The sequence below is a fragment of the Delftia sp. DLF01 genome, from assembly GCF_014852125.1.
Lineage (GTDB): Bacteria > Pseudomonadota > Gammaproteobacteria > Burkholderiales > Burkholderiaceae_C > Comamonas > Comamonas acidovorans.
The window spans coordinates 960,622-985,550 of record NZ_JACVAZ010000001.1; the positions used below are offsets into that span (position 1 = coordinate 960,622).

The 24,929-nt window shown below is 64.0% G+C and carries 21 protein-coding genes, 1 tRNA gene and 1 other RNA gene; 8 read left to right on the top strand and 15 right to left on the bottom strand.

Annotated features, from left to right (window positions below; genetic code table 11):
* Positions 1–195: 195 nt before the first annotated feature.
* The 9 genes from lapB to gyrA all read right to left on the bottom strand — a co-directional run bounded on the left by lapB (position 196) and on the right by gyrA (position 12,103).
* On the bottom strand, positions 196–1,371 hold the full coding sequence (lapB, locus tag IB269_RS04145; protein WP_034395011.1) for a lipopolysaccharide assembly protein LapB: 1,176 nt from the start codon (positions 1,369–1,371) through the stop codon (positions 196–198).
* Positions 1,361–1,681, bottom strand: coding sequence for a lipopolysaccharide assembly LapA domain-containing protein (locus IB269_RS04150; protein WP_013801625.1), 321 nt, complete (start codon positions 1,679–1,681; stop codon positions 1,361–1,363). Before IB269_RS04150 ends, lapB begins: the two co-directional genes overlap by 11 nt.
* Before the next feature lie 80 nt (positions 1,682–1,761).
* Complete coding sequence (locus IB269_RS04155) at positions 1,762–2,103, bottom strand: integration host factor subunit beta (RefSeq protein ID WP_192366468.1); 342 nt, start codon at positions 2,101–2,103, stop codon at positions 1,762–1,764.
* Positions 2,104–2,193: 90 nt separating this feature from the next.
* Positions 2,194–3,897, bottom strand: a complete 1,704-nt coding sequence (rpsA, locus tag IB269_RS04160; protein WP_288124655.1) for a 30S ribosomal protein S1 — start codon at positions 3,895–3,897, stop codon at positions 2,194–2,196.
* Positions 3,898–4,063: 166 nt separating this feature from the next.
* On the bottom strand, positions 4,064–6,091 hold the full coding sequence (locus IB269_RS04165; protein WP_192366469.1) for a bifunctional 3-phosphoshikimate 1-carboxyvinyltransferase/cytidylate kinase: 2,028 nt from the start codon (positions 6,089–6,091) through the stop codon (positions 4,064–4,066).
* 114 nt (positions 6,092–6,205) lie between these two features.
* Complete coding sequence (locus IB269_RS04170; RefSeq protein ID WP_088164206.1) at positions 6,206–7,084, bottom strand: prephenate dehydrogenase; 879 nt, start codon at positions 7,082–7,084, stop codon at positions 6,206–6,208.
* Positions 7,084–8,184 (bottom strand): prephenate dehydratase, encoded by a 1,101-nt coding sequence (gene pheA / locus IB269_RS04175; protein WP_013801628.1) that lies wholly within the window; start codon positions 8,182–8,184, stop codon positions 7,084–7,086. The genes IB269_RS04170 and pheA overlap by 1 nt, the downstream gene beginning before the upstream one ends.
* 19 nt (positions 8,185–8,203) lie before the next feature.
* The gene (gene serC / locus IB269_RS04180) at positions 8,204–9,313 is read right to left on the bottom strand and encodes a 3-phosphoserine/phosphohydroxythreonine transaminase (RefSeq protein ID WP_063325831.1); all 1,110 of its coding nucleotides are present in this window, start codon (positions 9,311–9,313) and stop codon (positions 8,204–8,206) included.
* 123 nt (positions 9,314–9,436) lie between these two features.
* Complete coding sequence (gene gyrA, locus IB269_RS04185) at positions 9,437–12,103, bottom strand: DNA gyrase subunit A (protein WP_034395021.1); 2,667 nt, start codon at positions 12,101–12,103, stop codon at positions 9,437–9,439.
* A 229-nt stretch (positions 12,104–12,332) separates the two neighbouring features.
* Here gyrA and ompA point away from each other — a divergent pair, with 229 nt between their 5' ends.
* From ompA to ssrA, 4 genes are all read left to right on the top strand, one after another.
* Positions 12,333–12,992, top strand: a complete 660-nt coding sequence (gene ompA, locus IB269_RS04190; protein ID WP_192366470.1) for an outer membrane protein OmpA — start codon at positions 12,333–12,335, stop codon at positions 12,990–12,992.
* Positions 12,993–13,076: 84 nt separating this feature from the next.
* Positions 13,077–13,799 carry a bifunctional 2-polyprenyl-6-hydroxyphenol methylase/3-demethylubiquinol 3-O-methyltransferase UbiG gene (ubiG, locus tag IB269_RS04195; RefSeq protein ID WP_012206516.1) on the top strand — a complete coding sequence of 241 codons (723 nt, stop codon included), beginning with the start codon at positions 13,077–13,079 and terminating at the stop codon, positions 13,797–13,799.
* A gap of 5 nt (positions 13,800–13,804) precedes the next feature.
* Positions 13,805–14,470 (top strand): HAD family hydrolase, encoded by a 666-nt coding sequence (locus IB269_RS04200; RefSeq protein WP_013801633.1) that lies wholly within the window; start codon positions 13,805–13,807, stop codon positions 14,468–14,470.
* Positions 14,471–14,482: 12 nt separating this feature from the next.
* Positions 14,483–14,860, top strand: a transfer-messenger RNA (tmRNA) gene (gene ssrA, locus IB269_RS04205).
* A 142-nt stretch (positions 14,861–15,002) separates the two neighbouring features.
* On the opposite strand, the gene IB269_RS04210 is transcribed toward ssrA, so the two are convergent.
* Entirely contained in the window at positions 15,003–15,221 is a 219-nt protein-coding gene (locus IB269_RS04210) for a hypothetical protein (protein WP_013801634.1), read from the bottom strand.
* 97 nt (positions 15,222–15,318) lie between these two features.
* A complete protein-coding gene (locus tag IB269_RS04215) occupies positions 15,319–15,615 on the bottom strand; it encodes an H-NS histone family protein (protein ID WP_192366471.1) in 297 nt (98 codons plus the stop codon).
* 457 nt (positions 15,616–16,072) lie between these two features.
* Here IB269_RS04215 and IB269_RS04220 point away from each other — a divergent pair, with 457 nt between their 5' ends.
* Both IB269_RS04220 and IB269_RS04225 read left to right on the top strand, forming a co-directional pair.
* Complete coding sequence (locus IB269_RS04220; RefSeq protein ID WP_192366472.1) at positions 16,073–19,891, top strand: ExeM/NucH family extracellular endonuclease; 3,819 nt, start codon at positions 16,073–16,075, stop codon at positions 19,889–19,891.
* A gap of 985 nt (positions 19,892–20,876) precedes the next feature.
* On the top strand, positions 20,877–21,203 hold the full coding sequence (locus IB269_RS04225; protein ID WP_071957192.1) for a tetratricopeptide repeat protein: 327 nt from the start codon (positions 20,877–20,879) through the stop codon (positions 21,201–21,203).
* Between the two features lie 49 nt (positions 21,204–21,252).
* Here IB269_RS04225 and IB269_RS04230 read toward each other — a convergent pair whose 3' ends face one another.
* Positions 21,253–21,717, bottom strand: coding sequence for a ribonuclease HI family protein (locus tag IB269_RS04230; protein WP_192366473.1), 465 nt, complete (start codon positions 21,715–21,717; stop codon positions 21,253–21,255).
* A gap of 101 nt (positions 21,718–21,818) precedes the next feature.
* Between IB269_RS04230 and IB269_RS04235 the strand changes: the two genes are divergently transcribed.
* Complete coding sequence (locus IB269_RS04235) at positions 21,819–22,442, top strand: glutathione S-transferase family protein (RefSeq protein ID WP_192366474.1); 624 nt, start codon at positions 21,819–21,821, stop codon at positions 22,440–22,442.
* A gap of 71 nt (positions 22,443–22,513) precedes the next feature.
* Here IB269_RS04235 and IB269_RS04240 read toward each other — a convergent pair whose 3' ends face one another.
* The 3 genes from IB269_RS04240 to infA all read right to left on the bottom strand — a co-directional run bounded on the left by IB269_RS04240 (position 22,514) and on the right by infA (position 23,592).
* Positions 22,514–22,948, bottom strand: a complete 435-nt coding sequence (locus IB269_RS04240) for a YbaY family lipoprotein (RefSeq protein WP_013801640.1) — start codon at positions 22,946–22,948, stop codon at positions 22,514–22,516.
* A 258-nt stretch (positions 22,949–23,206) separates the two neighbouring features.
* Positions 23,207–23,283: transfer RNA gene (locus IB269_RS04245), tRNA-Pro, on the bottom strand.
* A 60-nt stretch (positions 23,284–23,343) separates the two neighbouring features.
* Positions 23,344–23,592: a translation initiation factor IF-1 gene (infA, locus tag IB269_RS04250; protein WP_012206460.1), complete on the bottom strand. Its 249-nt coding sequence runs from the start codon at positions 23,590–23,592 to the stop codon at positions 23,344–23,346.
* A gap of 450 nt (positions 23,593–24,042) precedes the next feature.
* Here infA and asd point away from each other — a divergent pair, with 450 nt between their 5' ends.
* Positions 24,043–24,897 carry an archaetidylserine decarboxylase gene (gene asd, locus IB269_RS04255; protein WP_065345055.1) on the top strand — a complete coding sequence of 285 codons (855 nt, stop codon included), beginning with the start codon at positions 24,043–24,045 and terminating at the stop codon, positions 24,895–24,897.
* Positions 24,898–24,929: the final 32 nt, after the last annotated feature.

The window sequence follows — 24,929 nt, forward strand, 5'->3', positions numbered from 1 at the left end:
GCCTTGGCGTGCGGCTAGGCGGTGAAGGGGGCCAGCAGGCCCGTGCAGGCATGGCCGAACGTGTGCAAAGTCAATGGCCATGCGCCTGCCAAGGCGGTTTCTAGGAATACTCTGAAAATACACCGTCCATGCCGTGTTTGCCAATGGGGGTGACGCGATGCAGGGGGTGGAGCTGCCTCTCGCGCCTGCCCCGCATCACAGCTCCTCGACGCGCCGGGCCGGATAGCTGTCCCAGCTCTGGCAGCCGGGGCAATGCCAGAAATGCTGGCGTGCCTCGAAGCCGCAGGCCGCGCAGCGGTAGCGGGTCAGCGGCTTGGCCGCGTGGTCCAGCGCGCGTTGCACGGCCGGGTGGTATTGCTCCTCGGCCAGCTTCTCGCCTGCCAGCCACTGCGCGGCAGCCACCAGGGAGGGCTCCCTGTCCAGATGCTGGACCAGGCGTGCGCGTCCCGGTGCCTTGGTTTCACCATCGTTGCTCTGTTCTTCGATTTGAGCGTCCAGCGCGACCAGCGCCTGCAGCAGATCCAGCGAAGGTGCCTGCTCGTACTGCTGGCTGAGCAGTTGGTGGATGTGCTGGCGCTGGCCCGTGGCGGCGGCAATGTCCACCAGCAGCTGAGCCGCCAGCGGCAGCGAGGCTGGGGACTGCTCGGCCAGGCTTTCCAACGTGTGCAGGGCCTGGGCCGATTGCCCCATGCGGTGCTGCAGCTGCGCGTGCTCCAGGCGCGGGCGTGCGGCCTGTGGGGCGGTGGTGATGGCCTGCTGCAGCCGCTGCAGTGCCTCGGCCTGCTGGCCCTGGGTCAACAGGGCCTGGGCGTCTTCGCAGAGGTAGTGGGCCAGGCGGCCGCTGAAGTCGCCCTGGTTGGCTTCCTGCATGCGGCGCGCAATGGCGGCGGCCTGTGTCCAGTCGCGCGAGCGTTCGTAGATGGCCAGCAGGGCCAGGCGGGCCTCGGCCTCGAAGGCCGTGCCTTCCAGGCGGCGCAGCGCGTCCTCGGCGCGATCGAGCAGGCCTGCCTTCAGAAAGTCCTGGGCCAGCGCGTGCTGGGCGCGGTCGCGGTCCACGCGGCTGAGGTCGCCGCGCGACAGCAGGTGCTCATGCACGCGCACGGCGCGGTTGTATTCGCCACGGCGGCGAAAGAGGTTGCCCAGCGCGAAGTGCAGCTCCGAAGTGTCGGGGTCGTTCTGCACGGCTTCGATGAAGGCGTCGATGGCCTTGTCCTGCTGCTCGTTGAGCAGGAAGTTCAGGCCCTTGAAATAGGCCTTGGGCGCCTGGCGGTTTTCGGCGCGAATCTGCCTCAGGTCCCAGCGCGAGGCCAGCCAGCCCAGCACGAAGGCGACGGGCAGGCCCAGCAATATCCAGCTCAGATCAAATTCCATGCACGTCGCCCGGCAGGATGGGGGATGGGGCGGGCTTGGGCGCCGTGGCCGCTGCCGGTGCCTCGGCCGCGGCAGGCACCGTGGCCTGGGTCGAGCGCGCGGCGTTGCGGTGCTTGAGCCAGCGCGGCACCATGCCCAGAACGCCCACGATCAGGCCCAGGGCGAAGGCGGCCAGCACCACCAGTACCAGCGGCGCAGTCCAGGAGGTGCCGAAGAAGAAGTGCACCGTCGCGTCCTGTTGGTTGTTCAGGGCGAAAGCGAACAGCGTAAAAAAAATGGCCGCCTTGAGCAGCCACAGGAAGTACTTCATGTGTTCCCTTGTGTGACGGGAACGATTCTAGAGCCTGGCGGAGAGGGCGGCTGCGGCGCGCGCAGCCGGTCAGCCCGCTTTCAGGCGGCAGGGCCGGTGCCTGTGCCGGAGCCTGTGTTGTCTGTATCGATGGTCGCACCGGGGCGCAGGTCCACGGCTTCGCGCAGGGCCTTGCCGGGTTTGAAGTGCGGCACGCGCTTGGATGGAATGTGGACGGCCTCGCCACTGCGGGGATTGCGGCCCATGCGGGGCGGGCGATGGTTGACCGAGAAACTGCCAAAGCCGCGGATTTCGATGCGATGGCCTCGCACCAGGGCATCGCTGACGGCGTCAAGAATCGTCTTGACGGCCTGCTCGGCATCGCGCTGGCTCAGTTGGCCAAAGCGGGCGGCGAGTTCTTCGACGAGATCGGATCGGGTCATCAAGGATAGGAATCAGGGGTTGAAATGGCGACGGGCGCCCGGAGGCGCCCGTCGCATCCGACCTTCAGCGGTCAGCAGACTGGCTGCTGATTACTTGTCGGAGTTGTCCAGCTTGGCGCGCAGCAGGGCGCCCAGGCTGGTCGTGCCGGCGTTTTCCTTGGCCGACTGAGCGGACAGGGAAGCCATGGCTTCTTGCTGGTCGACCTGGTCCTTGGCCTTGATCGACAGCTGGATGTTGCGGGTCTTGCGATCCACATTGACCACCACGGCGGTGATCTCGTCGCCTTCCTTCAGCACCGAGCGGGCATCTTCCACGCGGTCCACGGCGATTTCCGAAGCACGCAGGTAACCGATGATGTCTTCGCCCAGGTCGATTTCAGCACCACGTGCGTCCACCGTCTTGACCTTGCCCGACACGATCTGGCCCTTGTCGTTCACGGTCACGAAGGTCGTGAAGGGATCGCTGTCCAGCTGCTTGATGCCCAGGGAGATGCGCTCGCGCTCGACGTCCACGGCCAGCACGATGGCTTCGACTTCCTGGCCCTTCTTGTAGTTGCGCACGGCGGCTTCGCCAGGCTCGTTCCAGGACAGGTCGGACAGGTGCACCAGGCCGTCGATACCGGCAGCCAGACCCACGAACACGCCGAAGTCGGTGATCGACTTGATCGGGCCCTTGACGCGGTCGCCGCGCTTGGTGTTCTGCGCGAACTCTTGCCAGGGGTTGGCCTTGCACTGCTTCATGCCCAGCGAGATGCGACGCTTGTCTTCGTCGATCTCCAGCACCATGACTTCGACTTCGTCACCCAGGGTAACGAGCTTGGTCGGAGCAATGTTCTTGTTGGTCCAGTCCATTTCGGAGACGTGCACCAGGCCTTCGATGCCGGGTTCCAGCTCGACGAACGCGCCGTAGTCGGCAATGTTCGTGACCTTGCCGAACAGGCGGGTGCTCGAGGGGTAGCGGCGCGAAACGCCCATCCACGGGTCGTCGCCCATTTGCTTCAGACCCAGCGAGACACGGTTCTTCTCGGTGTCGAACTTGAGGATCTTGGCGGTGATTTCCTGGCCAGCCTGCACGACTTCCGAGGGATGACGCACGCGGCGCCATGCCATGTCGGTGATGTGCAGCAGGCCGTCGATGCCGCCCAGGTCCACGAACGCACCGTATTCGGTGATGTTCTTGACCACGCCTTGAACGATGGCGCCTTCCTTCAGCGTTTCCATCAGCTTGGCGCGCTCTTCGCCCATCGAGGCTTCGACCACGGCGCGGCGGCTCAGCACCACGTTGTTGCGCTTGCGGTCCAGCTTGATGACCTTGAACTCCATCGTCTTGTTTTCGTACGGAGTCAGGTCCTTGATCGGACGGGTGTCGATCAGCGAACCGGGCAGGAAGGCGCGGATGCCGTTGACCAGCACCGTCAGGCCGCCCTTGACCTTGCCGGAGGTCGTGCCGGTCACGAATTCGCCCGATTCCAGGGCCTTTTCCAGAGCCAGCCACGAGGCCAGGCGCTTGGCGGTGTCGCGCGACAGGATGGTGTCGCCGTAGCCGTTTTCGATCGAGCCGATGGCGACCGACACAAAGTCGCCCACCTGGACTTCGATTTCTCCCTGGTCGTTCTTGAATTCGTCGATTGGCACGTAGGCTTCCGACTTCAGGCCAGCGTTCACGACGACGAAGTTGTGCTCGACGCGCACGACTTCAGCGGTGATGACCTCGCCAGGACGCATTTCCGTGCGTTGCAGCGATTCTTCAAACAGGGAGGCAAAAGATTCAGACATGTATTTCCTTGCCCGCAAACAGGTTTCCGCCGGCACTATTGCCAGGCGTTTCTAGGACTGTTTGCGGAGGTGTTGTGGGTTCAACCACGGTGTTGGAGTCTATGGACCTCGGGCCGTACATGGGGCGGTGCCGCCATGTCTGGGCCCGGAGGGCGGGTTTGCCGACGTGCGGCGCAACTGGCAATCAGTCGCGGCCGAACGGCTGGCGTTCCTGCCACCACGAAAGCACCTGTTCTGCCACCTCTTCGATGGAGAGCTCGGAGCTGTCAAGCAGCATGGAATCCTGGGCGGGCTTGAGCGGTGCGACGCTGCGGTTCATGTCCCGCGCATCGCGTGCTTCAAGGTCAGCCCGAAGGGCGCTTATGTTAGCGGCAATTCCTTTGGAAATCAACTGCTTATGCCGGCGCTCGGCGCGACAGGCGGCGGAGGCCGACAAATAGACCTTGAGGGGAGCATGGGGAAAGATCACCGTGCCCATGTCGCGGCCGTCGGCAACCAGCCCCGGAAGCTGCTGGAAGGACAGCTGCAGGTCCACCAGCGCGTCGCGCACGGCAGGCAGGGCCGAGACGCGCGAGGCGTTCATGCCCGACTCCTCGCTGCGCAGGATGAGGGTGACATCCTCGTCACCCAGCCAGATGCGCTGCTCGGCGTCAAAGCGCACGGGCAGCTCGCGCGCCAGCACGGCGATCTGCTGGGCATGCGGTTCGTCCAGCACCAGGCCGGCGCGCGATGCGGCCAGCCCCGTGAGCCGGTACAGCGCGCCCGAGTCCAGCAGGTGGTAGCCAAGAGCCTGGGCGACCTCGGCGGCAATCGTGCCCTTGCCCGAGGCCGTGGGGCCATCGATGCAGATCACGGGAATGCGCGCGCGGGCCGTCTCGCAGACCGAGAACAGGGCCTCGAAGTAGTCGGGGAAGGTCTTGGCGACGCACTTGGGGTCTTCGATGCGCACGGGCAGGGCGGCCGGGTTGAAGGCCGCCAGCGAGAAGCACATGGCCACGCGGTGGTCGTCATAGGTGTGGATGCTGGCCGCACGCCATGCGGCGGTGGACGCGGGCGGCGTGATGCGGATGTAGTCCGCGCCCTCCTCGACGTCGGCGCCCAGCTTGCGCAGCTCCTTGGTCATGGCCGCGATGCGGTCGGTTTCCTTGACACGCCAGCTTGCGATATTGCGCAGCGTGGTCGTGCCATCGGCATACAGGGCCATGACGGCCAGCGTCATGGCGGCATCGGGGATGTGGTTGCAGTCCAGGTCGATGGCCTTGAGCGGCCATGCGCCACGGCGGATGCGCAGCCAGTTGGGGCCGCCTTCCACCTCGGCGCCCATGGCGCGCGCGGCCTCTACAAAGCGGATATCGCCCTGGATGGAGTCCCGTCCCACGCCGAGGATGCGGATGCCTTCGGCGCTGTCCGAGGCGATGGCGCCCAGTGCGATGAAGTAGCTGGCCGACGAGGCGTCTGCCTCGACATGGATCTCGCCGGGCGAGCTGTAGCGGCTGCCGGCCGGGATGGTGAAGCGCTGCCAGTTCTCGTTGTGCACGGCAATGCCGAAGCGGGCCAGCAATTCCAGCGTGATGTGGATGTAGGGCTTGGAGATCAGCTCGCCCACGACTTCGATGGTGATGTCGCGTGTGTTGGCCAGCAGCGGCAGCGCCATCAGCAGCGAGGTCAGGAACTGGCTGGAGACATCGCCACGCACCTGGATGGGGCTGTGCGGCAGCTGCGAGAAATCGGGCTGGCGAATGTGCAGCGGAGGAAAGCCGTCGTTGCCCAGATAGTCGATGCGGCAGCCAAGCTGGCGCAGCGCATCGACCAGATCGCCGATGGGGCGCTCATGCATGCGCGGCACGCCGCTGAGCTTGAAGTCGCCGCCCAGCACGGACAGGGCTGCCGTCAGCGGCCGCATGGCCGTGCCGGCGTTGCCCATGAACAGCTCGGCACTGGCGCCAGAGGGCAGGACGCCGCCCAGGCCGGTGATGCGCACGGGCTGGCCGAGGGTGATGGTCGTGGGCTCCACCGTGCAGCCCAGTTGCTGCAGGGCCCGGAGCATGACGCGCGTGTCGTCCGAGTCGAGCAGGTCGTGGACCACGGTCGTGCCCTGGCTCAGTGCCGCGAGCAGCAGCACGCGGTTCGAGATGCTCTTGGAGCCCGGCAGGCTCACCGTGCCCTGCGCGCGGGAAAGAGGGGGGATATCGAGGAAGGCGGTACTGAACATGGCAATTCGGATGCAAACAGGCTGTCGGGAGGCATTGCGGCCGCGCCGGCCGCAATGCACAGGAGCGCTTTGGGTGCGCCGGGCTTGCGTCTGGCGCTTGCCCTGCGTTGTGCGTCAGCGGCGCGGAGCGCCCATGCGCCAATGGGCGCGCGCGGCGCTGGCCAGGGTCAGGTGGTCTTCAAGACCTTGTCCGTCACCGGCCTGGATCAGGGATTCGAGTTGCTGCAGCGCCTGCTGGAACTGGCGCGACTGTGCCAGAACCTGCTCGCTGTTGGCCAGCAGCACATCACGCCACATTTTGGGATCGCCTGCGGCAATGCGCGTGAAGTCGCGGAAGCCGGGGCCGGCCAGGGACAGCACGTCGTCGGAGTCGGGCTGGGTGATCACGCTTTGCATCATGGCGAAGGCCAGCAGATGCGGCAGGTGGCTGACCGTGGCAAAGGCGCTGTCGTGGGCTTCGGGCGACATGGCGCGCACGCGGCAGCCCAGCAGTTCCCACAGGGAGCGGGCCTTTTGCAGGTGGTCGGTCAGCGTGCGTTCGGTGGGCGTCAGGATGACCTGTGCGCCCTTGTACAGCTGGGGGTCGGAGTGCTCGACGCCCGAGACTTCCTTGCCTGCAATGGGGTGGGCCGGGACGAAAGAGCCGAGCTGGTCGCGCAGGGCCGAGCGGGCGGCATGCACCACATCGACCTTGGTGGAGCCCACGTCCATGATCATCATCTCGGGCGTGACCAGGTGCTTGATGGACTTGAGCGTGGCCTCGGTCGCCGCCACGGGCACGGCCAGCAGCACCAGGTCGGCACCGGCGGCGGCCAGCAGGGCGGAGGGGGCCTCCACATCGATGACGCCCATCTGGCGAGCGCGTTCGGTCGTCGAAGGCGACTTGCTGTAGCCCACGACGCGCTTGACCAGCCCTGCCTGCTTGAGCGCCAGGGCGAACGAGCCGCCCATGAGGCCGCAGCCGATCAGGCCCAGTTGTTCAAAGGGCTGCATCACTTGGATACCGGGTAGGTGCCCAGCACCTTGTAGAAGGCGCACAGGCCGCGCAACTCTTCCAGCGCGCTGGCCACATTGGGCTGTGCCGGGTGGCCTTCGAGGTCGATGTAGAAGTAGTACTCCCACTGGCCGGTGCGCGCGGGGCGCGACTCGAAGCGCGTCATCGACACGCCGTGCCTCTTGAGCGGCACCAGCAGGTCATGCACGGCGCCGGGGCGGTTGGGCACGGAGATGATGATGCTGGTGCAATCCTGGCCGCTGGGCGAGGGCGTGGCCAGCGTGTGCGGCAGGCAGATGACGGCGAAGCGCGTGCGGTTGTAGGCATCGTCCTGGATGGCATGCGCCACCACATGCAGGCCGAATTGCTGGGCTGCGCGTTCGCTGGCCAGGCCGGCGATGTTGGGATGCAGTGCTGCCAGGCGAGCGCCTTCGGCATTGCTGGACACCGGGCGGCGCTCGGCATGCGGCAGGTGCTTGGCCAGCCAGCCCTGGCACTGTGCCAGGGCCTGGGGATGGGCCGCCACGACTTCGATGCCCTCGGTCGTGTTGCTGCTGCGAAGCAGGTTGTGGCGCACCAGCAGGCTGACCTCGCCCACCACGTGGCAGGGCGTGTGCAGGAACATGTCCAGCGAGCGCGTGACCACGCCTTCGTTGGAGTTCTCCACGCCCACCACGCCGTACTGCGCGCTGCCTGCGGCCGTGGCGTGGAACACCTCGTCGAAGCTGTTGCAGTACATCAAATCGGCCGCGCCGCCGAAGTACTGGATGGCGGCTTCCTCGCAGAACGTGCCCGCCGGGCCCAGCACGGCCACGCGCTGGGGCGACTCCAGCGCCAGGCAGGCCGACATGATCTCGCGCCAGATGGCCGAGACATGGCCGTTCTTGAGCGGGCCGGGATTGGCGGACTCGATCTTCTGGATGACCTGGGCCACGCGGTCCGGGCGGAAGAAGGGCGTGCCTTCACGCTTCTTGACCTCGCCGACCTGCTCTGCCACGCGGGCACGTCGGTTCAGCAGGTCCAGCAGTTGCTGGTCGATATCGTCGATCTGCACGCGCAGATGCGCCAGATCGGGAGAGGCTTGGGGTGTGGTGCTCATGGGCGGGAGTGTGGGTCGGTCAGGCGTTACGCTGTTCGAATTCGCGCATGTACTCCACCAGCGCCTGCACGCCAGCGATGGGCATGGCGTTGTAGATGCTGGCACGCATGCCGCCGACGGACTTGTGGCCCTTGAGCTGCAGCAGGCCGCGTTCCCGGGCTCCGGCCAGGAAGGCGTCATTGCGCGATTCGTCGCGCAGGAAGAAGGGGATGTTCATGCGCGAGCGGCAATTGGCAGCGACCTTGTTCACGTAGAACGAGGACTGGTCCACGTACTGGTAGAACAGGTCGGCCTTGGCGATGTTGCGCGCCTCCAGGGCGGCCACGCCGGTCAGGCCGCCTTCGGTCTGGCGCTTGATCCATTGGAACGTGAGGCCCGCGATGTAGATGCCCCAGGTCGGCGGCGTGTTGTACATCGACTGGTTGTCGGCCACGGTCTTGTAGTCGAAGGCCGAAGGGCAGGCCGGCAGGGCGTGGCCCAGCAGATCCTCGCGCACGATGACCAGGGTCAGGCCGGCAGGGCCCAGGTTCTTCTGCGCGCCGCCGAACGCCAGGCCCACGCGGCTCCAATCGACGGGGCGCGAGGCCACGTGCGAGGAGAAATCAACCACCAGCGGAGCATCGCAGCCCAGCGCCTTCAGGTCGGGCAGCTCCTGGAATTCCACGCCATGGATGGTTTCGTTGCTGCAGATGTGCACGTAGCTGGCGCCGCGGCTCAGTTGCCAGCTCTCGGGGGCGGGCAGGGCGGTGAACTTGCCCTCCTCGCCGCTGGCCGCGATGTGCGCGTCGGCCACGTACTTGCGTGCTTCCTTGGCCGACTTCTGGCTCCAGCTGCCGCTGAGCACGAAGTCCACCGTGCCGGCGCGCGACAGGTTCAGGGGCACGATGGCGTTCTCGGCCAGGCCGCCACCCTGCATGAACAGGATCTTGAACTCGGGCGGTACGGCCAGCAGCTCGCGCAGGTCGGCCTCGGCCTGTTCATAGATGGAGATGAACTCCTTGCCGCGGTGGCTCATCTCCATCACGCTCATGCCGGACCCGTGCCAGTCGAGCATTTCGGCGGCTGCCTGCTGCAGCACTTCGGCGGGAATGGCGGCGGGGCCGGCGGAGAAGTTGTAAGGGCGGTTCATGGAGTTCACTGTCAAGTCACGCGCAGGCGCCAGCTCGGGCGGTGCCTGCAACTGTCAAAAATCTGGGCCGCCGCTGGAGCTGCGCTCCCGGTGCGGGAGGCAGCCCCAGCGGCGGCTGGGTCATCAGGCGGGCTCGCCCGTGCCTTCGGCAGCGGCTTCGTCGCCGCCCGTGGCCTCCTCGCCCGTGGCCTCGTCCTCGACTTCGTTGGCATCGTTTTCAACGATGCGCTGCAGGCCGCCGAGCTTGGCGCCTTCGTCCAGGGAGATCAGCGTCACGCCCTGGGTGGCGCGGCCCAGTTCGCGGATTTCCGAGACCCGGGTGCGCACCAGCACGCCAGTGTCGGTGATCAGCATGATTTCGTCATCGGCATGCACCAGGGTGGCGGCGACGACCTTGCCGTTGCGCTCGGACTGCTGGATGGCGATCATGCCCTTGGTGCCGCGGCCATGGCGCGTGTACTCGACGATGGAGGTGCGCTTGCCGTAGCCGTTCTCGGTCGCCGTGAGCACGCTTTGCGACTCGTCCTCGGCCACCAGCATGGCGATCACGCTCTGGCCTTCTTCCAGGTTCATGCCCTTGACGCCGCGCGCGTTGCGGCCCATGGGGCGCACGTCGTTCTCGTCGAAGCGCACGGCCTTGCCGCCGTCGCTGAACAGCATCACGTCATGCTTGCCGTCGGTCAGGGCTGCGCCGATCAGGAAGTCGCCCTCGTCCAGGCCCACGGCGATGATGCCGGCCTTGCGCGGGTTGGAGAACTCGTCCAGCGCCGTCTTCTTCACGGTGCCCATGCTGGTGGACATGAACACATAGTGGTCGGCCGGGAAGCTGCGGTACTCGCCCGTCAGCGGCAGCACCACGTTGATCTTCTCGCCATCCTGCAGCGGGAACATGTTGACGATGGGGCGTCCGCGCGAGCCGCGCGAACCTGCGGGCACTTCCCAGACCTTGAGCCAGTACAGGCGACCGCGGTTGGAGAAACACAGCAGGTAGTCGTGCGTGTTGGCGATGAACAGCTGGTCGATCCAGTCGTCTTCCTTGGTGGCCGTGGCCTGCTTGCCGCGTCCGCCGCGCTTTTGCGAGCGGTACTCGGACAGCGGCTGGCTCTTGATGTAGCCCGTGTGGCTGAGCGTGACCACCATGTCGGTGGGCGTGATCAGGTCCTCGGTGGACAGGTCCTGCGCGCTGTACTCGACCGTGCTGCGGCGGGCGCCGACCTTGCTCTGGCCGAACTCGGCCTTGATCTGCTTGAGCTCGTCGCCAATGATGGCCGACACGCGCTCGGGCTTGGACAGGATGTCCAGCAGGTCCTCGATGACGGACATCACGTCCTTGTACTCGGCGACGATCTTGTCCTGCTCCAGGCCGGTCAGGCGCTGCAGGCGCATCTGCAGGATTTCCTGGGCCTGGGTTTCGGACAGGCGGTACAGGCCATCGGCCTGCATGCCGAATTCGCGCTCCAGCCCGTCGGGGCGGTAGTCGTCGGCGTTGACCACGCCGCCATCGGTGCGGGTGCGCGTGAGCATCTCGCGCACCAGCTTGCTGTCCCAGTTGCGCGTCATCAGCTCGGCCTTGGCCACGGGCGGCGTCGGCGCGTTGCGGATGATGGCGATGAAGTCGTCGATATTGGCCAGCGCGACCGCCAGGCCTTCCAGCACATGGCCGCGCTCGCGCGCCTTGCGCAGCTCATACACCGTGCGGCGCGTGACCACTTCGCGGCGGTGCTGCAGGAAGACCTCGACCAGATCCTTCAGGTTGCACAGCTTGGGCTGGCCATCGACCAGCGCCACCATGTTCATGCCGAAGGTGTCTTGCAGCTGGGTCAGCTTGTACAGGTTGTTGAGCACGACCTCGGGCACTTCGCCGCGCTTGAGCTCGATCACCAGGCGCATGCCCGACTTGTCGGACTCGTCCTGGATGTGGCTGATGCCTTCGATCTTCTTCTCGTGCACCAGCTCGGCCATGCGCTCCTGCAGCGTCTTCTTGTTGACCTGGTAGGGCAGCTCGTCAACGATGATGGCCTGGCGCTGGCCGCGATCGATGTCCTCGAAGTGGCACTTGGCGCGCATCACCACGCGTCCGCGACCCGTGCGGTAGCCTTCCTTGACACCGTTGATGCCATAGATGATGCCGGCCGTGGGGAAGTCAGGCGCGGGAATGATCTCCATCAGCTCGTCGATGGTGGCCTGAGGCGTCTGCAGCAGGTGCAGGCAGGCATCCACCACCTCGTTGAGGTTGTGCGGAGGAATGTTGGTGGCCATGCCCACGGCAATGCCCGAGGAACCATTGACCAGCAGGTTGGGCAGCCGCGCGGGCAGCACCAGCGGCTCGCGCTCGCTGCCGTCGTAGTTCGGGCCGTAGTCCACCGTCTCCTTGTCGATGTCGCCCAGCATCTCGTGGGAGATCTTGGACAGGCGGATTTCGGTGTAACGCATCGCCGCCGCGCTGTCCCCGTCCACCGAACCGAAGTTGCCCTGCCCGTCGACCAGCATATGGCGCAGCGAGAAATCCTGTGCCATGCGCACGATGGTGTCGTACACCGCGCTGTCTCCGTGCGGGTGGTACTTGCCGATCACGTCGCCGACGATACGCGCCGACTTCTTGTACGGCCGGTTCCAGTCGTTGTTGAGCTCGTGCATGGCGAACAGCACGCGCCGATGCACAGGCTTGAGACCATCTCGCGCATCGGGCAGCGCCCGGCCCACGATCACGCTCATTGCGTAATCGAGATAGCTGCGACGCATCTCCTCTTCGAGGCTGATGGGCAGGGTTTCTTTAGCAAACTGGGTCATGTGTGGCGATACTCTGACGGCGGGAAAAGGCCCATTTTAGGTCGAATGACGTGTAGCAGCCGAGCAACATAACCCTGGAATTCCGCCGCTGTCCTACTTGTTGGCGCCCGCTTGGCGGTCCGTCTGCTTGTGACGTATGGCACAATCAATTCAACGTTTTTGGTGATGGTCACTGATAACGTCCACAGATTCGCAGCCCTGCTGCGGCTTTTTCCCCAAGAGGAGAACCATGAAGAAACTGAACAAAGTGGCGATGTTGTTTGCCTCTGCCGCCCTCGCAACGGCTGCTGGCGCACAAGTGAAGGCTGCTGACGGTGGCAAGACCATCGACAACTGGCAAAACGGCACCAGCGAACTGGTGTGGAAGAACGGCACGAACGAACTGTGCTGGCGCGATGCCAACTGGACGCCCGCCACTGCAGCAGCTGACTGCGACGGTGCCCTGAAGCCTGTGGCAGCCGCTGTGGCTCCTACCGCAACGCCCGCTCCGGCAGCTCCCGCCCCGGCACCGGCTCCCGCTCCCGCCGTGGCTTCCAAGGTGACCTTCTCTGCTGACGCTTTCTTCGACTTCGACAAGTCGGTTCTGAAGCCCGAAGGCAAGGCCAAGCTGGATGACCTGGCCTCCAAGGTCAAGGGCATCAACCTGGAAGTGGTCATCGCCGTCGGTCACACCGACTCCGTTGGCTCTGACGCCTACAACCAGAAGCTGTCGGTTCGCCGCGCTGAAGCTGTGAAGGCTTACCTGGTGTCCAAGGGCATCGAAAAGAACCGCGTCTACACTGAAGGCAAGGGCGAAAAGCAGCCCATCGCCGACAACAAGACCAAGGAAGGCCGCGCAAAGAACCGTCGCGTGGAAATCGAAGTGGTCGGCACCCGCGCCGCTCAGTAATCTTTCGATTGCTTCCCGCAAAAGCCCCGGCAACGGGGCTTTTTTTATGGCCGAACGGTCGTCGCAATCACCGACAATCGAGCCATGAGCAACGCAATCAACGTCAATGCCGACCCGGCGGAGCTGGAGAAATTCTCCAGCCTGGCCCATCGCTGGTGGGACCCGGAAAGTGAGTTCAAACCTTTGCATCAGATCAATCCGTTGCGCCTGGACTGGATTGATGCGCAAGCTCCCTTGAAGGGCCGCAGGGTCCTTGATGTCGGCTGCGGTGGGGGCATCCTCGCCGATTCCATGGCCCGCAAGGGGGCGAGAGAGGTGGTGGGCATCGACCTGGCCACCAAGGCATTGCGTGTGGCCCAGTTGCATGCGCTGGAAACGGGTACTCCGAACATCCACTACCACGAAGTCAGCGTGGAACGTCTGGCCGAGGAGCAGCCGGGCTCCTTTGACGTGGTGACCTGCATGGAGATGCTCGAGCATGTGCCCGATCCCGCATCCGTGGTCGCGGCCTGCGCCGAGCTGGTCAAGCCTGGGGGCTGGGTGTTCTTCTCCACGATCAACCGCAGTGCCAAGGCCTTTGGTCTGGCCATTGTGGCGGCTGAGTACCTGCTCAAGATGATTCCCAAGGGGACGCATGAGTACGCCAAGCTGATCCAGCCCAGCGAACTCGCCATGTTTGCCCGTCAGGCTGGCCTTGACCTGCAGGCCAGCAAGGGTCTGCAGCACAACCCCATCACCGGGCGCTACTGGCTCAGCGCGGACACGTCGGTGAACTACATGCTGGCAACGCGCCGGGCAGAAGGGTGAGCCGCATGTGGCAAGAAGTCCGAGCTGTTCTGTTCGACCTGGACGGCACCCTGATCGACAGTGCACCCGACCTGGGTGCGGCCGCAGACAGGATGCGCATTGACCGTGGCCTGCAGTCGCTTCCCTATGAGCGGTATCGGCCCATGGCGGGCGCCGGGGCACGGGGGATGCTGGGAGTAGGCTTCGGGCTCACGCCCGACTCGCCGGAGTTTCCGGAGATGCGCGAGGAGTTTTTCCGCAACTACGAGCAGTGCATGACCGAGCGCACCTATGCGTTCGATGGTGTCCCGGAGCTCATTGCACAGCTCCAGGCGGCATCCATGCCCTGGGGAGTGGTCACCAACAAATCCATGCGTTTCACCGATCCGCTGACGCAGCAGATGCCGCTTTTCGCGAGCGCTGGTGCCATCGTCAGCGGTGATACCACGCCCCACGCAAAGCCCCATCCAGCACCGTTGCTGGAAGCTGCCGCGCGTATCGGCCTGCCCCCGCAGTGTTTTGTCTATGTGGGTGATGATGAGCGCGACATCGTTGCAGGCAAGGCCGCAGGCATGAAGACCGTGGCAGCCTGCTACGGCTACCTCGGCGCAGCGGGCGATACGCTGCAGTGGCAGGCGGATGCGCAAATCTATTCTCCGCTGGAGCTCTTGAAACTGCTGGAAAGAGGCTAAGATAGGAGTCTTGGGGCTGTCCTGGTTTCGACGTGGGTTCGGGACCGGTGTGGTGCATGTCGAGCTTGAGTGACGCTCGTAAATCTCCATTCAAAAAACTAACTGCAAACGACGAACGTTTCGCACTCGCCGCTTAAATCCGGTGAGCCTTGCAACAGCACGCTGATGGGCTGGGCAAGGGGGTAGCAATACCTCCCGGCTGCAAGGGAATTTACATCAGCTGGCTGCGTGCTGGGCTTCTTAGTACGTGGCAAGATCCAAGGAAGCTGGCATCCCGGGTAGCGTGCGCCTGCGCGACTTGGGAGGCGAGACTCAAAACAGAACGCTAAACATGTAGATCTGCCCGGCGAAGGCTTGCGGACGCGGGTTCAATTCCCGCCAGCTCCACCATCCAAGACACCGCCACACACTGATGACCTCAGCGTGTGGCGGTTTTTTTTGCCTTCAACTGTCCTGCGGTGTCGTCGGAATCGCACGGATTTCGCACGGGCTGCGGGAACGGGTTCGGCAAGGAGGCTGGCCCAGGGTTGATTCAGCTGCTGCCCATGTCGGGCATGGGCTGTTGCGACAGTTCCTGGATCAGCGTGAGGCGGAAATGCGCCAGGGCCTTGGCGCCATGCTGTATGTGGTGCAGGTCTGCCACCCCGCCGATGCCCGAGACCAGCAGCTCTGGTTTGTTGGACAGGATGACTTCTATGAAGTGGTCAGCCAGTTCTGCTGCCAACAGGGTTTCTGTGCTCTGTTTGCTCATGTGCGTTTCCTCCTTGTGTTGGAAATCGCATGGTATGGCAACGCGGCGAAATAGGGGGCGCCGACTGGGGGGTATGGCCGGCGCCCGGTGTCGATTCTCAGATGGCGAGGCTTGCGCGGTCCTTGCCTTCTATCCACTTGGGCGGCTTGCCGCGGCCTGTCCAGGTGGCGCCGGTTTCTGGGTTGCGGAATTTGGGCTCTCCCACGCTGTGCTTGCTGGCCTTGCCGGATTTGCTCTTGGCGGAGGGGAAGACATCCTCCTCCGTCAAACCATATTGCTGCACCATCGCCTTTGCTTCAGCGATCGCATCGGTTTTCGCATTCTGGATTAGTGCGTCGATTTTTTTCTCAAGCTCGGCTTTTTGTTGCAGCAGGGCCTTGTAGTCGGATGTCATGGCAATGATGATTTTCAGTGGGAGATGCGCGTGTATATCACGGGTATGAATATTTTGTAAGTTATCAGTAAGAAAAAGAGTGTGCGAATGCAGGAACGGTCACCAGCGACGTGGCGCGTTCAGAACAGGTGATGGTGATGGTTGGGGCGATGAGGTGCGCCCAAGAAAAAGGCCAGCGGCTTGCGCTGGCCTGGGAAGAAAGAGCCGGTGCTTTTTGAAAGCTTCCTGGGGGAATGAGAGGGAGGGAGGAGGAAATGCCCCAGACCCGGCAATGAAACGGTGCAGAAACTGAAGGCGATGATGCCTGCCGTGCGCAGGCGGGCCGATGGGTGAGAGGCGAGTCTGCACGTAGGACGGAGGAGCATCTGCCGAGTCACAGGCTGGTCATCTCCATGCGCGATAAACCGGGGGTTGCGCAACCATGGGAGGGAGCGCATTGTTTTTTTATTGCGCATCCATGTCCATTGCTGCCACGCTGATTCCATTTGTTTTCAACCCGGCCAATCCGCTGAGTGCGCCATTGCAGCGCCATCGTTGGCGCCTGTATGGTGCGGGCCTGCTTCTTTCGGCGTCTGCCGGGGTATGGGCGCAGGTTCCCTTCAACGGCACCTACACGCAGAATTTCGACACCCTGGCCGCGTCCGGGGCGGGGCTGGCCTGGGCCAATAACAGCACCTTGCCGGGCTGGTTTCTCTTCAACAAGAACCTGGCATCCATCACCTCTTACGTCGCTGGCAATGGTGCCTCCAACACCGGCAGCTTCTACAGCCTGGGGCTGAGCGCGGACCGCGCCTTGGGGGGCGTGGCATCAGGCGGGGCCTACTTTGGCAGCCCGGCCCAGGGCGCTGTAGCGGGTTGGATTGCGCTGGCGGTGCGCAATGACACGGGTGGCTCGGTCGATGGCATCACCTTGCGATTCAACGGCGAGCAATGGCGCAACGGTGGCAATACGGAACCGCAGCCCATGGTGCTGGAGTACGGCATGGGAGCCACCTTTGCCGACGTGCCTGAATGGCTGCCTGCCGGCGCGAACTTCAATTGGCAATCGCCTGTTGCCACTGGCACTGCTGCCGCCGTGGACGGCAATGTGGCCGGTCGGGTGAACAATGTGGGCGGGGATCTGCGCGGCCTGGGCTGGGCGCCAGGTGCCACGCTGTGGCTGCGTTGGGTGGAGCTCAATGATGTGGGCAACGACCACGGCCTGGCCATTGATGACGTCTCCATCACCCTGGCGCTGCCCGACACCACGGCGCCCACGCTGCAGGCAAGCATTCCCGCAGCGGCGGCGACCGGGGTGGCGCTGAATCCCGAAATCAAGCTGAGTTTCGATGAGGCGGTGAAGCCCGGTAGCGGCAGTTTCGAACTGCGCCAGGGCGCCACGGTGGCGGCAACGCTGCAGGCTGGCGATGCGGCGCAGGTGAAATTCAGTGGCTCGACCATCACGCTCAACGCGGGTGTGCGGCTGGCGGTCAATACGCCCTACAGCCTGGTTTCCGTGGGCGAGCCGGTGCTGGATACCTCGGGCAATGTGTGGACCGGCACGACGCTGGGCTTCACGACGGGAGACGAGCCTCCGGTCACCAGGATTTCTGCGGTCCAGGGCTCTGGCGATCAGTCTCCGCTGGTGGGGCAGAAGGTGACGGTGAGTGCCGTGGTGACGGCCTATATGCCTGGACTGAGCGGCTTCTTCGTGCAGGAAGAGGCGGCAGACTCCGATGGCGATGCTGCTACCTCGGAGGGCATCTTTGTCTACTACGGCAACGCCAATCCTGGCGTGGACGAGAGCACGGTGGGCAAGCTGGTGCAGATTTCCGCCTCGGTGAGCGAGTTCCGCAATCAGACCCAGCTCAGCGCCATCACGGACTTCGTGGTCCGCGGCGCGGCGGCCTTGCCGGAGCCGGTGCGCATCGCACTGCCTGTCAGCGACATGGGGCAATGGGAGCGTCTGGAAGGCATGCGTGTGGAGGTGGCATCTGCCACCGCAGGCGGCAAGCTGGTGGTGAGCGACAACCGCACGCTGGGCCGCTACGGCAATGTCACGCTGTCTGCCGATACGCCGTTGGCGCAGTACACCGAAGTCAACGCTCCCAGCGTGGCGGGCTATGCAGCCTACGTGCAGACGCTGCAGCGCAGCCAGATCATTCTCGATGATCGCTCCGGGGCCCAGAATCCCGAGTTCGTGCCGGGCCGTGGCGGCCTGCCGCTGTCGGCGTCCAACACGCTGCGCGCTGGCGATGGCGTGGATCGCGTCATCGGCGTGCTCGACCAGTTCTTTGATGCTGCCGCCAGCGAGCCCTATCTGACCAGCTACCGCGTGCAGCCCACGCAGACGCCGCAGTTCACGGGAGCCGCGCGACCTTCTGCTGCTGAATTGCAGCAGGCCGTGGGAGCGGCCACGCTCAAGATCGCGTCTGCCAACGTTCTCAATTTCTTCAACCTGACCGGTGCCACAAGCGGCTCTTCCCAGGTGATGTTCAACACGCCGCTGGGCAACCAGCAAGGCATTCGCGGTGCCAACAGCATTGCCGAGCTGGACAGGCAGCGCGCCAAGATCGTGGCCAATCTGCTGGGGCTGGGCGCCGATGTGTACGGCCTGATGGAGGTGCAGAACAATGGCTTTGGCCCAGGCAGCGCCATCCAGGATCTGGCCGACGCCTTGAACGCGAGTGCGGACAAGCCTGCCGGCGCCGTGTATGCGGTGGTCAAGGCACCCTTCACTGAGGCTGCAGGCACGGTGCCAGGCGCGGGCACGGATGCCATTACCGTGGCCATCGTCTATCGCAGCGACCGTGTCACGCCGGTGGGCAGCGCAGCGGCACCCAATGTCTCTACCTACGATGCCTTCAACGGAAGCATTGGCGGAGCCCGGGTGCCGATTGCGCAGACCTTTGCCGTGGGCGGCAGCGCGGAGCAGTTCACGCTGGTGGTGAATCATTTCAAATCCAAGGGCAGCGTGCTCGGTGGCGCAGGCAATGCGGACGTGCTCGACGGCCAGGGCGCCAACAACGCGGCGCGCGTGAAGACGGCCCAGCAACTGAGCAACTGGCTGGCAACCCGGCCCACAGGCGCGACCAGCCCCCACGTGGTGCTGGTGGGTGATTTCAACGCCTATGCGAAGGAAGACCCCATCACCACGCTGGAGGCCGGCGGCTATGTCAAGGTCTCCCAGGGGCTGTCCTATGCATTCGACGGAATGTGGGGTTCGCTGGACCATGTGCTGGTGAGCACCAGCCTGCAGCCCAGCGTGGGGCGTGCGGTCAAGTGGGCCATCAATGCCGAGGAGCCCGAGGTGCTCGACTACAACGTCGAGTTCAAGTCGCTGGATCAGCAGGCCAGCTTCTATGCGCCCACTGCCTATCGTTCCAGTGACCACAACCCCATTCTCCTGGGCCTGAATTTCGGTGGCCGGGCGCCATCGTTCAGTGGCGTGCCTGCCAATGCGCAGGCCGTGGTGGTGGGGCAGGCGGCCGATCTGGCGGACGTGGTGGTGGCCGATGCCGACAGCCCCGTCGTCACACTGTCCATCGTCGCCAGCGGCGGACAGGTGCTGGGCCTGGAGGATGTCGATGCTGCACAGCCCGGCATACAGCTGCGCGGCAGCCCCGAACAGGTGTCGCAGCAATTGCGCGCCGCCATGTACATGGCTTCGGTGGCCGGCCCGGCCAGCCTGCAACTGAGCGTGAGCGATGGTGTCCATGCGGCTGTGACGGCCAGCTATCCGCTGCTGGCGACCGCAGCGGGCGCGGTGGACCCGGCCAATCGATTCAACATCACCGGAGCAAGCCAGATTGCGGTTGTGGGCGAGGTCGTGGGCGGTGGCGCCAACTGCCGCCTGGCCGAGCCGCCGCAGGTCGTGGCGGCACCGGGTACTCCACGTCCTGGGGCCGTGGTGCCACACGGGCTGTTGAAGCTCAATACCGATGGCTGTGATGCGGGTGCGCTCGTGACGGTCAGGCTGACCTATCCCAACGATTTGCCCGGTGGTGCTGAATACTGGAAATGGGGCCGCACGGCAGATAACACCACGCAGCACTGGTACCGCATACCTGCAACGCTGCAGGGTCGCGTCGTCTCCTTCGTGCTGCGCGATGGCGGCCTGGGCGATGACGATCTTCTGGCCAATGGCCGTGTGGAAGATCCTTCGGCCCTGGTGCTGCCTGCAGCGGTCGGTGGCGGCACGCCGGCGTCGATTCCGTCACTGAGCGAGTGGGCGGTCGCGCTGCTGAGCCTGATGATGGGTGGGTTGGCCATCCGTCTGCGCCGACGCAACCCTTGATGCTGCCGTGAAAAAGGCCCGGTCTGCACCACGTGCAGGCCGGGCTTTTTGCATTGGGGCAGGGGAAACTGCGGACAGGCATTTGCCCGACTGCGTGCAAGAGGGATAGGTGGGAGAGGATCTTGGTGTGCAACCGCAGGCCGATGCTTGATGATGGCCGGGTTGGGTGCGAAAGTGGCGCGTCTGCTGCGGCGGGCGCCGTCTCGGTGCGAGGAATGAGAAAGATATCCAGAAACGATCGTGCTTGAAAAAGAGCCTGGCTAACCGGCATACCGCTGGCTGGCAAAAACGACTGCAGGCTGAACTGGCCTGACGAGTCGCCCCACGATGAAACTGAACTGCTGCAACACCATGAATGCTGCAGCATGGGTTGAATGATATACGCAAACAAGAATCATTCTCAAATAAACCCAGAACTTTCTCTGGAATTAGAAAAAGCTTGTGTTTTGCGGTTTTCGCCTGCTGGGCTGGTATCTGGCGTGGTGCCGCTCCAGAAAAAACGCCCCGGCTGCGGAGGCGGCCGGGGCGCTGAATGGAGCGTTCCATGCGATCAATCCAGGAAGGACACATGCTAGGGGTTTTGAATGAGAGCGCTTGCGTCTGCGTCTCCGGTCCTTCCTGGTTGTCAAGTGTAAATTGAAACAAGGTGCTTGATGGGGTCAAAGCAGCCGAAGTTGCATGCATCTGAGCCGTAAAGCTGTTTTTTTGTACTCCGATGCAACCGCCTCAAGCCAAATGCGCCGTGCAATGCAAAAAGCCCGCTGTGGAGCGGGCTTTTTTCTGGGAATGTGGACGATGGCTCTTACGCGACCATCGTTTTACGGCAGAACGTCTCTGCGGCTGTCACCGTTGTTTTTTTCGTCGTAGTGCACGACGCGCCGGCGTGAGATACAGCATTGCCTGCGCAGACAACCACGGGATTATAGCAGAGGCACAATTTGCCGCTGTAGCCATGGGCCTGTGTTGCCGCAGAAGGGGTTTGAAGATGAATGAAATGACGCAAAGGCTTGAGGGCCTGCTCGCATCCGGCAAGGACTCGGCCCTGCTGCGCTGTACCTTAGGCAAGACCTATCTTGAAAACGAGGCGCCTGAGGTGGCGCATTCACACCTGGAGCGGGCCACTGAAATCGATCCAGGCTATTCAGTGGCGTGGAAGCTGCTGGGCCGGGCATTGCTGGCGCTGGGTGACGCTGCTGGAGCACGGCGGGCGTGGAATACGGGATTGGCCTGCGCGCAGCAGAAGGGGGACGCCCAGGTCGTAAAGGAGATTGGGGTGTTCCTCAAGCGCCTGGACAGGCAGCAGGCGGCCTGAGTCGAGACCCTGCGAAAGGGTGGGTGTGGGTGCGGGTGCGGAGCGGGATTCACGCCTGCAAAAGAGCTTCCCTGGCCAGGGCGTCGGCCTCGGTGTTGCGGTGGCGGGGTATCCAGCGCAGTTGCACGTGCTCGAACCCGGTCAGCATGGTGCGGGCCTCGTCAAAGAGGTCTGCCAGGCGCGCGATGGGCTTGATGGGGCGTGGCGATGGAGTCAACTGCTCCACCAGGATGCTGCTGTCCGTGAAGATGGTCAGGCGGCGCGCCTGCAGGCCTTGTAGGGCCTGCAGCGCGGCCATCAGGGCGCGCAGTTCGGCTTCGTTGTTGCAGCCTCGCTCGGGGCAGGGCTCGGACAGAAGGTGGCGGCGTCCGTCGGGTGCGGTGATGACGGCGCCCATGGCCATGCGTCCGGGGTTGGGTACGGCGCTTGCATCGATGTAGGCAGTCCAGAGGTCGGCATCTGAGAGCGCGGGGTCGCAGGCGCTTGGGCGTGATGAGGGCTTTTCCAGGGGCATGCCTGCATCATGCGGCAGCGGTGGAGGTTCGGTCGCATTTCTTGTCGGATCGCACGGGACAATGCAGGTCTGCAAATCACCGAAACCGAAGAAGGCAGCGAATGATCAGGATTCTGGGCAAGTCATCGTCCATCAATGTGCGCAAGGTGCTGTGGCTTTGCGTGGAGTTGGGAATTTCTTTCGACCAGGAGGAATGGGGTTCAGGCTATCGATCGACGCAGGAGCCTGGATTTCTGGCGCTCAATCCGAATGCGATGGTTCCCGTGCTGCTTGATGGACCGCTGGTGCTGTGGGAGTCCAATACCATCTGCCGCTACCTGGCGGCCCGCCATGACCGGCAGGACCTGCTGCCGGCAGCGCCCGCCGAGCGCGCGCTTGTCGAGCAGTGGATGGACTGGCAGGCCACCGAGCTGAACAATGCCTGGCGCTATGCCTTCATGGGGTTGGTGAGAAAAAGTTCGGAGCACCAAGACCCCGCGCAACTGGCTGGCAGCATGGCGAACTGGCATCGCCACATGCGCATTCTGGAAGACCAGTTGTCGCGCACCGGCGCCTTTGCTGCTGGCACGCAATTGAGCCTGGCCGATATCGTGCTGGGCCTGTCCACGCACCGCTGGATGTCGGCGCCCCTGGAGCGCCCTGAATTGCCTGCAGTCCGCGCCTACTACGAACGGCTTTGCGAGCGGCCGGGCTTTCGCCTGCACGGCGCCAACGGCATGCCTTGATGGTGGTCTGGCGCCCTGCGTGACAAAGCCCGCCAGGTTTCCTGCGGGCTTTGGTTGTTGAAAGCGTGGGGTCAGGGGGCGACGCGCACCAGCATCATGTCGGCCTTCGAGCCTGCACCACGGGTCAGGACCGGGTGGACGGTGTCATTGATGAAGATGAGTTGGTTGCCCTGGGTAATGCGTGAGGTGACCGTGTACTGCGAGGCAGGATTCAGGCGGCTGGGCTCGACGGGCAGCTTGAAGCTGTAGGGCGGCTTGAGGCCTTCGAGCCGCATGGACTGCTGGGATATCACCGGGGCGGGAGCATCGGCGCGCGAGGTGTCCTGCAATTCGACGACCAGCACGGCATCGGGCGCAAGCGGAGCGGGCTCCCTCAGGTCAACCGTTCCCATGACCGCAGTGACGGGCGCATTGGGCGCCGGCTGGGTCTGTGCGCATGCACCCAGCAGTGCTGCGGACATCACGAGGGCCAAGGCTGTGCGGCGCTGAAGGCTGTTGGAATTCATTGGAGCTCCTTCTTGATTTGGGAGTCCCAGTCTGGCCTGGCGCGGGTTGCGAGGCTGTAGGAGCAGGCTCAACGCAAGGTGCTGCCATTTCCCAAAGTCGCATGGGCCGATCTGCTGGCTGGTTGCCAGTCTTGGAGGCAAGGGTGTGAAAGGTTTGTGCTCATGCTGCGGGCGCTGCTCTGGCGACGCTCGGTTGAACACGTGCGATCTGGACAGACAAAAGCCCCTGGCTCTTTCGAACCAGGGGCTTGAATCATTTGGTCGGAGCGGCGGGATTCGAACTCGCGACCCTCTGCTCCCAAAGCAGATGCGCTACCAGGCTGCGCTACGCTCCGACTAAAACGCTATTGTAGCGTCAAAAAAATGGGTATTTTCGCAATGGGCGAATTTTTTGCTCAACGCGAGCCAGGTCCAGGGCCGCGGTTGGCCAGGTGGCGGAAGGTGATGCGGCCCTTGGTCAGGTCGTAGGGCGACATCTCCAGCGACACTTTGTCGCCAGCCAGGATGCGGATGTGGTGCTTGCGCATCTTGCCGCCGGTGTAGGCGATCAGCTGGTGTCCGTTTTCCAGCGTCACACGAAAGCGAGAGTCAGGCAGGACTTCCGTGACGGAACCCTGCATTTCAATCAGTTCTTCTTTGGCCATGTGTTCAATCTCTCAGGTCTGGGTCGGTTGCGGCACTCACTTGTCGGAACCACGAAGGCCTTGCCTGGCCCACAGAACATGGGGTACGTGGGCCGAGGCTGAAAAAGCAGTGGATGTTCTGCGCAAGAGGCGCAGACCGAACGGAAGGCCAGGTCACAATGGTGTCGCAAAGGCAAAGCCCGGCAACAGCTAAACCTCCCAATTCTACAGCGTTGCATTCCCGCGCGTGCGCGGCCCAATGCGGCCGTCGCACGCAAAACACAGGTTGGATTTTTGCTGGAACGGTGCTGCCTTTGTCATCTGCGTTTCATCCGCGGCCTCCGGAAATCGTGCGCGTGGCTTCAAGGCGGGTATGACAAGTGCTGAAAGCGGCGGGAGGAGTGGAGGGCGAGGGGTGTGGGTTGGCTAGAATCCGCCCACAACTTCTATTACTTTCATAGCAAAACCTCGATGTCTGATCGACTTGCCGTTCTCTCCCAGTATCTTTTGCCCAAGCAGGCGCTGACTGCCGTCATGGGGCGCCTGGCCCAGGCGCGTGCTGGCGACCTGACCACGGCAGTCATCCGCCGCTTCATCGCACGCTATGGCGTGGACATGTCGGAGGCGGCCGATTCCGATCCTGCGGCCTATGCCAGCTTCAACGAGTTCTTCACGCGGGCGCTTAAGCCCGGTGTGCGGCCGCTGGCTTCGGCCGACTGGGTCTGTCCGGTGGATGGGGCCATCAGCCAGATCGGCGCCATCGAGGGCGAGCAGATCTTCCAGGCCAAGGGACACAGCTACAGCGCCACGGCGCTGGTCGGCGGCGATGCGCAGTTGGCGCGGCAATTCGACAACGGGCATTTCGCCACCATTTACCTGAGCCCGCGCGACTACCACCGCATCCACATGCCCTGTGCCGGCCGGCTGCGGCGCATGATCTATGTGCCGGGCGAACTGTTCTCGGTCAACCCGGTCACGGCGCGCGGCGTTCCGGGCCTGTTTGCGCGCAACGAGCGCGTGGTCTGCGTTTTCGATACCGACCATGGCCCCATGGTGCTGGTGCTGGTGGGCGCCACCATCGTGGGCAGCATGGGAACGGTGTGGCACGGCATCGTCAATCCGCCCCGTCCCGGACGCATCCAGGACTGGCGCTATGACGACCAGTCCATCGTCCTGGGCCAGGGCGAGGAAATGGGGCGCTTCCAGCTGGGCTCCACCGTCGTCATGCTGTTTCCCGCATCGGCAGGGCTTCGCTTCAACGAGCAGTGGACGCATGCTGCGCCCGTGCGCCTGGGCCAGAAGATGGCCGGGCGCAACGAGGCCTGAGCCTGGATGGATGATCGATGAAACCGGGCCCA

What these genes read in the sequence shown, in the direction of transcription:
- lapB (WP_034395011.1), bottom strand. Translation starts at nt 1,371, where the DNA reads ATGGAATTTGATCTGAGCTGGATATTGCTGGGCCTGCCCGTCGCCTTC.
- IB269_RS04150 (WP_013801625.1), bottom strand. Translation starts at nt 1,681, where the DNA reads ATGAAGTACTTCCTGTGGCTGCTCAAGGCGGCCATTTTTTTTACGCTG.
- IB269_RS04155 (WP_192366468.1), bottom strand. Translation starts at nt 2,103, where the DNA reads ATGACCCGATCCGATCTCGTCGAAGAACTCGCCGCCCGCTTTGGCCAA.
- IB269_RS04165 (WP_192366469.1), bottom strand. Translation starts at nt 6,091, where the DNA reads ATGTTCAGTACCGCCTTCCTCGATATCCCCCCTCTTTCCCGCGCGCAG.
- IB269_RS04170 (WP_088164206.1), bottom strand. Translation starts at nt 7,084, where the DNA reads ATGCAGCCCTTTGAACAACTGGGCCTGATCGGCTGCGGCCTCATGGGC.
- pheA (WP_013801628.1), bottom strand. Translation starts at nt 8,184, where the DNA reads ATGAGCACCACACCCCAAGCCTCTCCCGATCTGGCGCATCTGCGCGTG.
- serC (WP_063325831.1), bottom strand. Translation starts at nt 9,313, where the DNA reads ATGAACCGCCCTTACAACTTCTCCGCCGGCCCCGCCGCCATTCCCGCC.
- gyrA (WP_034395021.1), bottom strand. Translation starts at nt 12,103, where the DNA reads ATGACCCAGTTTGCTAAAGAAACCCTGCCCATCAGCCTCGAAGAGGAG.
- ompA (WP_192366470.1), top strand. Translation starts at nt 12,333, where the DNA reads ATGAAGAAACTGAACAAAGTGGCGATGTTGTTTGCCTCTGCCGCCCTC.
- ubiG (WP_012206516.1), top strand. Translation starts at nt 13,077, where the DNA reads ATGAGCAACGCAATCAACGTCAATGCCGACCCGGCGGAGCTGGAGAAA.
- IB269_RS04200 (WP_013801633.1), top strand. Translation starts at nt 13,805, where the DNA reads ATGTGGCAAGAAGTCCGAGCTGTTCTGTTCGACCTGGACGGCACCCTG.
- IB269_RS04210 (WP_013801634.1), bottom strand. Translation starts at nt 15,221, where the DNA reads ATGAGCAAACAGAGCACAGAAACCCTGTTGGCAGCAGAACTGGCTGAC.
- IB269_RS04215 (WP_192366471.1), bottom strand. Translation starts at nt 15,615, where the DNA reads ATGACATCCGACTACAAGGCCCTGCTGCAACAAAAAGCCGAGCTTGAG.
- IB269_RS04220 (WP_192366472.1), top strand. Translation starts at nt 16,073, where the DNA reads ATGTCCATTGCTGCCACGCTGATTCCATTTGTTTTCAACCCGGCCAAT.
- IB269_RS04225 (WP_071957192.1), top strand. Translation starts at nt 20,877, where the DNA reads ATGAATGAAATGACGCAAAGGCTTGAGGGCCTGCTCGCATCCGGCAAG.
- IB269_RS04230 (WP_192366473.1), bottom strand. Translation starts at nt 21,717, where the DNA reads ATGCCCCTGGAAAAGCCCTCATCACGCCCAAGCGCCTGCGACCCCGCG.
- IB269_RS04235 (WP_192366474.1), top strand. Translation starts at nt 21,819, where the DNA reads ATGATCAGGATTCTGGGCAAGTCATCGTCCATCAATGTGCGCAAGGTG.
- IB269_RS04240 (WP_013801640.1), bottom strand. Translation starts at nt 22,948, where the DNA reads ATGAATTCCAACAGCCTTCAGCGCCGCACAGCCTTGGCCCTCGTGATG.
- infA (WP_012206460.1), bottom strand. Translation starts at nt 23,592, where the DNA reads ATGGCCAAAGAAGAACTGATTGAAATGCAGGGTTCCGTCACGGAAGTC.
- asd (WP_065345055.1), top strand. Translation starts at nt 24,043, where the DNA reads ATGTCTGATCGACTTGCCGTTCTCTCCCAGTATCTTTTGCCCAAGCAG.